General features: G+C 54.9%; 9 protein-coding genes. 2 read left to right on the plus strand and 7 right to left on the minus strand.

What is annotated here, in order from left to right; genetic code table 11:
* A complete protein-coding gene (locus Pla52nx_RS05635; protein WP_197454488.1) occupies positions 1–270 on the minus strand; it encodes a ubiquitin-like small modifier protein 1 in 270 nt (89 codons plus the stop codon).
* Positions 267–1,046, minus strand: a complete 780-nt coding sequence (locus Pla52nx_RS05640) for a HesA/MoeB/ThiF family protein (protein ID WP_146519568.1) — start codon at positions 1,044–1,046, stop codon at positions 267–269. The genes Pla52nx_RS05635 and Pla52nx_RS05640 overlap by 4 nt, the downstream gene beginning before the upstream one ends.
* A 188-nt stretch (positions 1,047–1,234) precedes the next feature.
* Here Pla52nx_RS05640 and Pla52nx_RS05645 point away from each other — a divergent pair, with 188 nt between their 5' ends.
* Both Pla52nx_RS05645 and Pla52nx_RS05650 read left to right on the plus strand, forming a co-directional pair.
* Positions 1,235–2,560: a protein kinase domain-containing protein gene (locus Pla52nx_RS05645; RefSeq protein WP_146519569.1), complete on the plus strand. Its 1,326-nt coding sequence runs from the start codon at positions 1,235–1,237 to the stop codon at positions 2,558–2,560.
* Between the two features lie 116 nt (positions 2,561–2,676).
* Entirely contained in the window at positions 2,677–3,516 is an 840-nt protein-coding gene (locus Pla52nx_RS05650; RefSeq protein WP_146519570.1) for a glycerophosphodiester phosphodiesterase, read from the plus strand.
* A 101-nt stretch (positions 3,517–3,617) separates the two neighbouring features.
* Here the strand turns inward: Pla52nx_RS05650 and Pla52nx_RS05655 are convergent, their stop codons facing one another.
* The 5 genes from Pla52nx_RS05655 to Pla52nx_RS05675 form a co-directional block, all read right to left on the minus strand.
* Entirely contained in the window at positions 3,618–4,931 is a 1,314-nt protein-coding gene (locus Pla52nx_RS05655; protein ID WP_146519571.1) for a DUF1552 domain-containing protein, read from the minus strand.
* 35 nt (positions 4,932–4,966) lie between these two features.
* On the minus strand, positions 4,967–7,906 hold the full coding sequence (locus Pla52nx_RS05660) for a DUF1592 domain-containing protein (protein WP_231741894.1): 2,940 nt from the start codon (positions 7,904–7,906) through the stop codon (positions 4,967–4,969).
* Between the two features lie 312 nt (positions 7,907–8,218).
* The gene (locus tag Pla52nx_RS05665; protein WP_146519573.1) at positions 8,219–9,220 is read right to left on the minus strand and encodes a threonine ammonia-lyase; all 1,002 of its coding nucleotides are present in this window, start codon (positions 9,218–9,220) and stop codon (positions 8,219–8,221) included.
* A gap of 4 nt (positions 9,221–9,224) precedes the next feature.
* Entirely contained in the window at positions 9,225–10,172 is a 948-nt protein-coding gene (locus Pla52nx_RS05670) for an amidohydrolase family protein (RefSeq protein ID WP_197454489.1), read from the minus strand.
* Positions 10,169–11,383, minus strand: a complete 1,215-nt coding sequence (locus Pla52nx_RS05675) for an ArgE/DapE family deacylase (RefSeq protein WP_342190344.1) — start codon at positions 11,381–11,383, stop codon at positions 10,169–10,171. The genes Pla52nx_RS05670 and Pla52nx_RS05675 overlap by 4 nt, the downstream gene beginning before the upstream one ends.
* Positions 11,384–11,602 lie beyond the last annotated feature (219 nt).

Consider the following 11,602-nt stretch of genomic DNA (forward strand, 5'->3'; position numbering starts at 1 on the left):
TCAGCCGCCTGCGATCGCGGGAACCAACAGGATTTCATCGGAATCATTCAACACGGTTTGTGTTTGCTGCAAGTCTCGAATGTTCTCGTTGTTGACAAAGACATTGACGAAAGATGCTAATTGATTTGAATCATCCAGCAACTTGTCGCTCAGGTCGGGGTACTGTTGGATCAAGCTTCGTATCGCCTCATCGATGGTGTCACCGTTCACCGTGACCGTTTTCAGTCCGGCGGTGTGTTTTCGTAGCGCGGTGGGGATCAGAACTTTCATGATTCGGTAGTTGGGAGGGAATCAGCGAGGTGTCCGCAAACGGTGCAATTGGATTCTCGTTTGACACGCAGCATGTGAAAACTCATGTCTCTCAAATCCATTTTAAGCAAACGATTGGCCATGGGTTCTCCGATACCAGAGATCAGCTTGATCGTTTCGACGGCAGCCATGCAAGCGACCGTTCCCGAGACAGCACCGAACACGGGGAACTCTCTTGTCCAAGTCGGCGGTTCGACGGGAAAGTAGCATTTCAAGCAGCCAGTTTGGCCGGGAATGATCGTCGTCAGATGAGCTTCCATTTCGTACATCGCGCATTCCACCATCGACTTGCCCTGCCGGACGGCTTGCTCATTCATAGCGTATCGCTCAGGAAACAGCGGAGCGCAGTCGACAACTACGTCGCACTGCCGGACCAGGTCCGCGGCATTGGATGGGTCAACGTTTTGAGCAACATCGATGATTTCAAGTCTCGGATTGAGTTCCAGCAGGCGTCGTCGAATTGATTCGATGCGAGGCTTGCCGATCCAGTCGTGGGTCATGAGCAACTGGCGATTGAGGTCGCTCGGTTTGACGTTTCCCGCATGGGCGAGCACAAGTTTTCCGATGCCGGCCGCTGCCAGTTCATAGGCGACGACGCTGCCAACGCCGCCCACACGCGAGATCATGACTGATGCAGCTTTTAGTTTTTCTTGGCCGATTTCGCCGAAATCCGGAACCCACATCTGCCATTGGTAGACGGCACGTTCCTCATCGGTGAGTGGTTTTTGGGCTTTCATACCATTGCTTGTAAAGTTGATCCAAGAGGTGATTGATTTGCCAGCGACGGAAGCCATCGTTCACTGTATCTTTGCACACCAGCGGTAAACGAGTGTTTTCGTTGAGATTAAGAGTTCGAATGGTCGGAAAATCCGTTATTCTAGTGTAAAGGCGAAGTCCAAAAACATTGATTTTGGAGATCGTCACGATGGCACGTGACAATGAGCGAAGTGAATCGTCGCGGAATACGGGTGATACAACCTGTGTTGTGACTGGGTCTCTAACTGGGCCAGACGCCAATTCGACAGACTTCGAACTAAATGTCGAAGCGCCAGCGTTCGAGCGATACGATGTCATCGGCGAAATCGAACGCGGTGGTCAAGGTGTGATCTACAAAGCGATCGACAAAAGGTTGCCACGTGAAGTCGCGATCAAAGTCCTGCATCCGGGGCACTGTGGCAACGAAGTGGTCGCAAACGGTTTGGCAAATGAAGCTCGCGTGATGAGCTATCTGTCTCATCCGAACATCACGCCGATCTTTGAAAGCGGAGTCAGCAAAGGCGGCCGTCCTTATTATGTGATGAAGTACATCGATGGAACAACGCTGGCAAAGGTGCTGGCCAAAGGTGACGTTCCTCCGCCGCTCTGCTTGAAGATTTTTGCCGATATTTGTCAAGCGATGGCGTATGCACACTCACGTGGCGTGATCCACTTGGATTTGAAGCCACAGAACGTGATGGTGGGGCAGTTCGGCGAAGTACACGTGATGGACTGGGGACTTGCCCGCTTTGCCGAAAAACCGCCTCCGATCATTCTGAGTCACGGTTGGGCTGAAAGCGTGGAGCCCGGCAAACGCATCAATGGAACCTTGAGCTACATGTCGCCCGAACAAGCACGCGGCGAACCATTGACCACGGCGACTGATGTATTCGGCCTCGGTGCGATTCTCTGTGAAATCATTCTCGGGCATGCTCCCTACGTTGCCGACAGCTGCAGAAAGCTGTTTCGGCGTGCTCGAAAGGCATCAATGCCGGAAACACTCTCGGGGCTCGATGAATCTGAAACGGATCGCGTGTTGGTTCGGTTGGCCAAGAAGTGTTTGGCAGTTGACCCGCGGGATCGACCCCAGGATGCGATTGCCGTGGCCCAAGAGGTTGCCGACTATCAGTCGTCCGCCTTCGAACGAGTCGAGAGCGACATGAATCGATTCTTTGAACTTTCACTGGACCTGTTCTGCATCGCCGACACGCATGGCTACTTTCGTCGCGTCAATGAGAACTTCACACGAGTGCTGGGCTATTCCAAGAGCGAGTTGCTGGCTCGCCCGTTTCTCGATTTTGTCATCGAAGAAGACAAGGAAAACACGCTGGATCGCATGAGCGTTTTGAGCCAAGGACAGCACGTGGTCCGATTTCGCAACCGCTATATCAGTGCCTACGGCAGCATCGTGACGTTGGAATGGATGGCAAAGTCGATCTCTGGCGAAGGCCTCGTCTTTGCCGTTGCCCGCGACGTCTCACAGTCTCTCGCTTGACCCGCTTCTCGCGTAGCCTATTCTGGTGTGCCGTCGAATCCTCTTCCGTCAGCGTGAGGCCTCTTTCGTCAGCCTCGCTCAGCCCACCATAATATCACCATCCCAAGCCGATCATGATGTCCTGCCGACCCTACCTCTTTGTGATTCTCGTTGTGATCCACAGCATTGCTGCCTCCGATAGCGTGTTTGCTCAGATGATCGTCGGCCACCGCGGCGCATCGGCCGACGCGCCGGAGAACACGTTGTCCGCTTTTCGGCTCGCGTGGGAACATGATGCCGATGGCGTGGAAGGTGATTTCTATTTGACGTCGGATCGACAGATCGTTTGTATCCACGACAAAGACACCGAGCGGACGGCCGGCGTGAAACTGCTCGTGAAAGAGTCCACGCTTCAGCAACTTCGGCAACTTGAATACGGCAAATGGAAAGCCGACAAGTGGGCGGGTGAACCCATCGCCACGCTGGAGCAGGTTTTCGATACGGTCCCCGACGGCAAGACTATGGTCATCGAATTGAAATCCGGACCCGAGATCGTCCCCGTGCTGGCGGCAGAGTTGAAACGACTGGACACCGACAAGATTAAGATTCTCGTCATCGCGTTTGATCAGGACAACGTGGTGGCATGTAAGCGACTTCTGCCCGATGTTCGCGTGCATTGGCTGACCAGCCTGAAGCAAAAGACGCCGGCGTCCTCTTTTCGCCCTACCGCAGAAGAGATCGCCAAGACGGTTCGAGAAACGGGGGCCGACGGGGTTGGACTGCAATCTCGCCCCGAAGTCATCACGAGTACCTTCGTCGAAAAACTCAGGCAAGGTGATTGCAACGAGTTCCATGTCTGGACCGTCAATGATCCCGGCGACGCAGAACATTATGCAAAACTTGGGTCCATCGGAATCACCACTGATCATCCGAAACTCATCCGACAAACTCTGCAGCGCCGCTCCAAGACGAACTGACTCTCCTCGTAACAGTATGTCAGCCTTTCCAGGTTGACACTCACCTCTCTTGTGTTGACCGATATAAAAAAACCGCTGAAATCAGCGGGAAGGGTCGTGAATCACAGCCGCGCGAGCTGCTTTTCGGCATCGCCGAACCGACCCAGTTTCACGTCCATGCGATCCATGATCGACAAGTACATGCTGCACAACTTGCGATCCTCGTCGTTCTCACCGATGTAGTCCAGCACGCGTCCGGTCTCCAATCGGCCAGACAATCCGCCGGTCAACAGAACCGGCACCTTGCTAGAATCATGGGCGTTTCCCGACCACATGCTTGAGATGAACAGCAGGCAGGAGTGATCCAGGACCGTTGCGTCCCCTTCCGGCATCGCATCGAGTCGTTTCGCCAGATAGGCGTACTGATCACAGTAGTACCTAGAGATGCGTTCGTATTCGTCGGAGCGGTCGTTGTGAGACGCCGAATGGTGGGTGCTCTGGACGTCCAGGAATGGATAGAACAATCCGGACAGATCGCGATTCAACAGCAGCGTCGCCACACGTGACTTGTCCGTCTGGAAGCCGATGGCCACGATGTCGCACATCAATCGCATGTGTTCACGAATGTCCTCCGGCAGCCCATCATCGGGACGCTTCATGGCAGCCAGTGGCTTACCCTGATCCTTGGCCCGCGAAGCCGCCTTGGCTTGAGCCGCTCGCATCGATGCGGCCCGCTTTTCTACTTCGCGAACGCTATTCAAATACTCATCGAGTTTTGCTCGATCGGACTTACTGACTTGTCGACTCAGCGATACCGCATCTTCTCGAACACGGTCCAAGATGCTCTCGTTGCGTCGGGTCCCCTGATTGTCGAACAACGCGTCAAAGGCCAGCGACGGGTAGACCTCCATCGGAACCGGCGACGTTGCATTCTGCCACGAGATGTGCGAACTGTACGCCATCGAAAAATTTGTTTCGTGGTATCCGGTGACTGGCTGTTCACATCCGAGCACCAAACTCGGGACGACCGTGGTTTCCGCGAAATGATTGGCGAGCACTTGGTCCATGCTGATGTCACCACGCAACTCAGATCCTTTCTGCAACGATGCTCCCGAAAGAATGTTGCCAGTTTGACCGGGATGGATTCCGACGTGTGTCGCGTTCTCGTTGAACAATCCCGTGATGAAGTTCATCTTGTGCTTGATCGGCTCCATGGGGGCAAGGCTTTTGCCCAGTTCCATCTCTTGCCCACTGCCCTTGGCCCACCAGTGATCCTGATTGATGCCGCAGCCCATGAACAAGGCGGCGAAACGTTGGGGAGACGGCGTGACGTCGTGATTCGCCACCGTTTCACTTCCCCAGACTGGAATCGACTCCAGCCACGGCAACGCCATCGCAACGCCGGTCCCACGCAATAGGGTTCGTCGAGTAATCATCGGTCCAGATGCCTTAGGTCGAGGCTTGCTAGGTTTCACGGATTGGCCACCGTATCATTGAGAGAAATGCGAATGCGTTTGTTTAGGAACGCCGGACTCGTCACGATCACCTCCAGCATGGCAGAGAAGCGATAATCGTTCTCCGCCAAACGCTGCTTCATTGTCTCGATCGTCGACTCGTCCGAAAGTTGTAATGTCCGCTCCAGAGCGAAAGCCAACAGTTTACGACACAAGTTGTCAACGAAATCATCTTGGCGTTCTTGGCGAATGTAGTCGCGTAGACCGTTCACGCCCCGGCCCTCGCTGCCGTCGGGGAACACGGCGGAGTCGTCGATCGCTCGACCGCCCAAATCATTGGAACGTCTTTCACCGACAGGTCCATAGCCCTCGAACACCAAACCCATGGAGTCAATTCGATTGTGGCATCCGGCACATGCGACGTCTTGTCGATGCCGCTCCAGAGTTTCGCGAAGCGTCAGATCGCCCAGTTTGGATTCGTCGCTTGGCAGCTCGGGCACCGTCGCCGGAGGTGCGGGAACTTGCTCGCCCAACATTCGTTTGATCAACCAGTTGCCTCGCTTCACCGGACTGGTCCGCAACCCCGGTGAGTTGTTCGTCAAGAAGACCGCCATGGGCAACAACCCGCCGCGACCGAAATCATCGGCGCGCTGGATCTTGATCCACTGCTTCCCTGAGCTTGCAAATCGATCTGCGATCCCATCCTCGATCGTCATGCCATAGTGATCACTCAACGTGCGATTGACGAAAGTGTGCCGGGCATACAAGAAATCCAAAATCGAGCCATCTCGGGCGATCAGGTCCTCAAAGAAGCGAATGGGTTCATCGGCCATCGCCTGTCGCAGTTCATCGGTGAAGGTCGGAAACCTTTCGCGATCGACTCCGTTGTGCTGATCAAAGCGCCGAAAATCCAACCAGTTGCCGGCAAACTCAATCACAAATCCTTTCACACGATCATCGCCAAGCATCCGTCGCATCTGTTCGATGATGATGTCCGGTTCATGCATTCGGCCCGATTTCGCGACATTCATCAACGTCGAATCCGGCATGCTGGACCAGACGAAATAGCTGAGACGGCTGGCCAAGGCGTAGTCACTCAGCGGCTGCACTGCGTCTTTGTTTTTTGTATCTGTATTGTCCGTTTCAGTTTCCAACCCACTCGGCAGATCGATGCGGTAACAAAAGTGCGGCGACATCAAGATCCCAACGACACTGTCACGAACCGCGTCTTCGTGACTCAGCCCATCCTTACGACGCATTGATTGATAGAAGGAACGAATCGACTCCGCCTCGCTCTCGGAGAGCGGTCGACGAAAGGCTTGCTCGGCGAATCGGACCACCGCCTCCACCTGCCTGGGTTCTGCAGCCAATCGCAATGATTCTATCCGACGAAACGTTTTCGACATGTCGGAAAAGTAAAACCGAAGTGCCTCCAATGCTTCCTCGCTGGCACCCGCTCGCTCCGCTTTGGTGCAGTATGCATCGGCGAGTCCCGCGACCTTTGCAGCGGAAGTGCAATCTTTGTCTTCTGCTCGATAGAGATCAAAAGCACGGTCACGCATGAAACGCGAATCGGTGCGATCAAACCAAATGAACCCTTGGTACTGACGCATCGGTGCCGAGGTGACAACGTCCAGTTCCAGCCACAGACGATCCAGTTCCCGTTGCTCTGCCTCATCGAGCATCAAATCATAAAGTGGCTTGTCGTCGCGAAAGTATCCCATCTGGCTGTGGAACCCAGCGCTCAAGAACCTGCCGGTCAGCTTCTTTTCGTCTTTCGGATCCAGATACACGCGTGCCCGCTCGGAAACAAAAAACTGATCAGGAAAGACATCACAAAATCGCGTCAGTTCTTTTCTGTACGTCGCCTCGTCCGTGTCGTCGCCCACGCGCATCGCAATTGCGGCAGCCGACTTGGCGTCCAACCCAAAATCTCCGCTCGGCAGCTCTCCCGGAATATAGCGACGTCGATTGGCAACGAACTGCCGGTTCTTCCAAAGCACCAACGGCTGCGAGCCGTTGTGAACTTCCGGCGAGGTCAAGTTAGGAATGTCGGGAACCAATGACTCTCTGAGACGGGAAACGAATGACGCCACCCGCTCACAGTCCTCCCGTGCCACGGCAACACTTTCGGGAGTCAACGTATCGGGCAGTTCATTAAACAGCAGTCGCAGCGCCGCAATCGGGCCAACCGAGCTCGCGTCTTCTGTGTCGTTGAGTAGTTGCCAAAGCGTCTGGCAGTAACGTGCGCTCAGACCCCGCTCGCGAGCCAGTTGAGACAGTGACGGGTTCTGATCGTCGTCCGCATCAAGGTCTTGTCCCAACTCTCCCGACGCAACTCGACAACGGAATCGCCACAGCAATTCAAAGTATTCGGCGTAGTCGGTTTTGCGGTCTCGGTAGAAGTCCATGATTCGGTTGACGCAGAACTTATCGCGATCGGTATCCGTGATCACGGGGTGCGGAGCGAACTCCAGACCGCGAGGCGTCAGTGCCAAGTGATCGGAGACCTTGCGTGCCGCTTCGAGGTACTTTTTTAACAATGCAGGTGACATGGACAGCGATTCGCCCGAGTTGTCAAAACCTGCTTCGTTCGCCGGGTCAACGGGAAACGACTCGGCCGGTCGTATGTCAAACCCTGTCAAATCGCGAATGGTGTAGTTGTACTGGCTGCTGCTCAAACGGTGGGGCAACACAATCCCTGGGTCACCAGCGGTCCGTTTCGATTCCGCCGACTTGACTTGTTCAATCCATTGGATGACAGCGGCACGTTGAGCGTCGGTGGGATGCCGCTCTGCATCCTCAGGTGGCATATCGGCCGCCCGCAATCGCTCCAGCACCACCGACCAACGACGAAAATTGCCGACGACCGCTGGCAGATCCTTGTCGACGCTCAAGTCCAGATCACCCTCCATGGTCTGGCCGTTGTGACACTGCAGGCAGTTGGATCTCAGCATCGGTTGGACGGTATCTCGAAATACAGTCTCCAACGAGTCATCCCCACTCGCGGAACAAGCGAGTATCAAGATGGATAACAGGAGACACATCGTTCGCATGGGGCACCGAACAAGCGGGAGGAATGGCTGGCAGGCGGAAGGGCAAGCGGGTGGGAGGCGGGATTGTGCCGATCGATTCGGCGGCGGGACCTTCATCCTAGACGAATCCTCAGCGGCAAGCCAGCGCAGCGTCGTCGAAAAAGCAGTCGGGGCGTCTCCGCTACAGGATCGCCATGTGGGAGGTCGATCGTCCCGGGCGGTCTCATTCAGTTCTCAGATCGAAATCCAATCGCGAAACGGTGCTTCGTCAACATTGCGACCGCTGATGACGACGACGACGTCACCGTCGCCCTCCGGATCGATCTTGCCAGTCAACAATGCCGCCAACGCAATCGCTCCCGATGGTTCGCAGCGAAGTCCATGATGATGGTACAGCCACTTCATTCCGCGTCTCGTATCATCATCTGGTACGACCGAGACATTGGAGACATGCCGTTGCAGGATCGGCCAATTGTGCTCGCCGACATCGTACGACAGTAGCCCGTCGCAAATGCTCTTGGGATGTTCGATGCGAATACGTTCTCCCGCACGCATCGATTGGGCGAAGTCGTCAGCCGAATCGGGTTCGACGCCAATGATATTGGCCCCCGGAAACGCGTCCGCGATGGCAATCGCGTGTCCCGCCATCAAGCCGCCTCCGCTGACTTGGCAGACAAACGTTGACAATCTCCGCCCGTGTTGGCGAAGGTCCTCTACGATTTCCAACCCACCAACACCATGGCCGGCAATCACATGCGGGTCGTCGTACGGCGAGGCTTGAATGGCATTCTCTTGCTCCGAAATCTCGCGAGTGATTCGATCACGAACTCCTGTTTTGTGGTCCGTGGCGATGTCATAGGTCCGAATCTCCGCGCCGAACGATTCTGTAAGTCCAAACTTGACCTTCGGCGCATTCTCGGGCATCACGATGATCACCTTTTTGCCATACTGTTTTCCTGCAAATGCGATTCCGCTCGCGAAATTGCCCGAGGAATGCGCGGCGATGGGGCGGTCAGCAATCCGCTCATGGTTCCGGGCGACCCAGTTCAATGCTCCGTAGACCTTGTACGATCCGACAGGTGTCCATCCATAGTCTTTCAACCAAACCTTGCGGGTTGGCGGCAGACCAAGTTCTTTCTCCATCGGGTACGAACGGATCAGCGGCGTCCGATCAAGATGCTGATGAACGATTGCCTCTGCACTGCGTACGTCTGTGATATCGCTGATCTGAATCATTGCATTAACTGAAAAACAGTTTTTCTGCCGTGGTCTGCAGGATAGATCGTTTCTCCGCCGCATTGAGAAACTCGATTCGATCGCGGATCAATTCGATAGAACTCTGGTAAGTGTTTCCATTATCGAGCTGAAACGGGCAATCACTTGCCCACATCAACCGATCAGCTCCAAACGCATCTCGCAATTGGCGAATCATAGGTGCAAGCTCGGTGTGCGGTGGCCGCTTGTTTCCCAAAGCATAAAACGCAGATGTCTTGACGTACAGATTCTTGAACTTTGACAATGCCTTCAGTTGGTCCAGTTGTTTTTGGTTGACCGTTCCCGTCATTCCGATGCGGGCGAAGTGGTCGATGACGACTTTCGTATCCGGAAACCGTTCGCATTGTTGATGTATCGCGGGCAAAGACTCTGGATCGGTCAGCAGGCACATCGCCAAGTTTCGGTCCGCACCCGCACGCCACATGGCGTTGATCCCATCGTTGGTCGCCCAACCCGATGTGTTCTTTTCATTGGCATACAAGCGAAAGCCTCGCACGCCATGTTCGGCCAATTGTGACATCCTTATCGCGACATCCGGTCGAGAGCTGTCCACGATCGCGACACCGCCAAAGACCCCAGGATGCTTTTTCATCGTGTCGATCATGTAGCGATTGTCGTACTGATAAAAGCTCATCTGAATCAGAACGATGCGATCCACAGAGTACGGCTTGCAGGCCGCAAAGAGCTCAGCGGGTGTGAAACTGGCCGGTTTCATCGATTGCTTGTCGTACCCCTCAGCCAAAGGATACGTGTCGGTGTCAGGTGTCCACACGTGGACATGGGCATCGATCGGACTGAGGCCTAGCGAATCGTCAGCCATTGCGTTGGTGTCCATTGCGCATGATGCACCCAACGTCCCCGTTGCCGCAGTAGTGACAGCTGCGATAAACTCGCGGCGGTTGATTTCACTCACGCGAAACTCTCCATGATAAATGTTCTGTAAAAGCGTCGAGCTAATTCTACTTGATCCAGTTCGACGAATTCGACATCCGCGTGGGCTTGGTCAATGTTCCCTGGCCCAAAGATAATCCCCGGCACTCCGGCTCTCGACAATTTGGTGGCATCGCAGCCGAATGGTACGCCGGTACTCTCGCATGAAATCCCGACGCTTTGGGCCACTTGTTTGGCGGAGACGACAACAGGTTCGTCCTCTCGCGTTTCCATCGCATCGTCGGACAAAATCGGTGGTTGAACTTGGCACTCAATCCCGGGGATTTTACTCACCAGATTGCGGTAGTGCTCGAACACCTTTGACGCAGATTCATCCGGCAACAACCGACGATCCAGTGAAATTTGACACCGATCGGGAACGAAATTGATCTGAGAACCTCCCTCGATCATACTGATGCAAAGCGTCGGTGGGCCAACGAGCGAATGCCTCCGCTGCTGGAGTTTCAGTGAATCCGCTTGCAGGGCAGCGATGACCTGCATCATGTCCGTGATCGCGTTCCGACCTAGCTCAGGTTTAGAACTGTGTGCGGATTTTCCTGTCGTGATGATTCGCCATCGCAAGACTCCCTTGTTTGCGGTGACGATCCGACAGTCCGTTGGCTCCGCGACAACGGCGACGGTGCGCGTTTCGACTTTCTTGATGCGTGCAATTCCGGGCGGCGTAACGCCAGAGGTCGTCTCGGAGGACAGTCTATCGATCAGCGACGACACGCCGCGAAACAAGTGTTCTTCGTCAACGACTGCGGCCAGCCAAACATCGCATGGCGGTGTGATTTTCGAAAGGTGAACATCGCGGATCGCGTGCATCATTGCCGCCAAGCCAGCTTTGACGTCGCACGATCCTCGACCGAACAAAATCCCACGACTGATGACGGGTTCGAAGGGAGGGATCGTCATCGAACCAACCCCGACCGTATCCATGTGTGCTTCCAAAACAATCCTACGGCTGCTGTCTCTCCCGGGCAGCTTGACGTAAACATTGGGCCGATTCGGCAACACATCCCACAACTCGCACTCAAGTCCTACAGCACGGAAAAAAGAAACGACATACCGTGCGACGTCGACTTCACCGGGTCCGCCCCACTCGGGGTTGACGCTGTTGATCGCGACCAATTCAGCGAGCGTCTGTGTTAGCTCAGACAGGTTTCGTTCAGGCAAGGTTAGCTCAGACAAGAAAGTGTCACTGTGGGGGATGTTGCTATCGGCGTTTCTGTATTGCTAAGCGATCGCACCTAGCCCGGATATTGCATCAGCCGGAGTGCGCTAGCACCCGGTTCTCGTGTTTCGCCGAGTGATGCGGACACTATCGCGTTCCCGCTCATGCATCAATCTGTAACGTTCTGCTTTCAACGCAAGCCAAGTCGATACTACCACATGCGTTGCAGTGACAGG

The sequence above is a fragment of the Stieleria varia genome, assembly GCF_038443385.1.
Taxonomy (GTDB): Bacteria; Planctomycetota; Planctomycetia; order Pirellulales; family Pirellulaceae; genus Stieleria; species Stieleria varia.

Bases quoted from the DNA above. Each gene is read 5' to 3' on its own strand.
- Pla52nx_RS05640 (WP_146519568.1), bottom strand. From the start codon at position 1,046: ATGAAAGCCCAAAAACCACTCACCGATGAGGAACGTGCCGTCTACCAA.
- Pla52nx_RS05665 (WP_146519573.1), bottom strand. From the start codon at position 9,220: ATGATTCAGATCAGCGATATCACAGACGTACGCAGTGCAGAGGCAATC.
- Pla52nx_RS05645 (WP_146519569.1), top strand. From the start codon at position 1,235: ATGGCACGTGACAATGAGCGAAGTGAATCGTCGCGGAATACGGGTGAT.
- Pla52nx_RS05650 (WP_146519570.1), top strand. From the start codon at position 2,677: ATGTCCTGCCGACCCTACCTCTTTGTGATTCTCGTTGTGATCCACAGC.
- Pla52nx_RS05655 (WP_146519571.1), bottom strand. From the start codon at position 4,931: ATGATTACTCGACGAACCCTATTGCGTGGGACCGGCGTTGCGATGGCG.
- Pla52nx_RS05660 (WP_231741894.1), bottom strand. From the start codon at position 7,906: ATGCTGAGATCCAACTGCCTGCAGTGTCACAACGGCCAGACCATGGAG.
- Pla52nx_RS05635 (WP_197454488.1), bottom strand. From the start codon at position 270: ATGAAAGTTCTGATCCCCACCGCGCTACGAAAACACACCGCCGGACTG.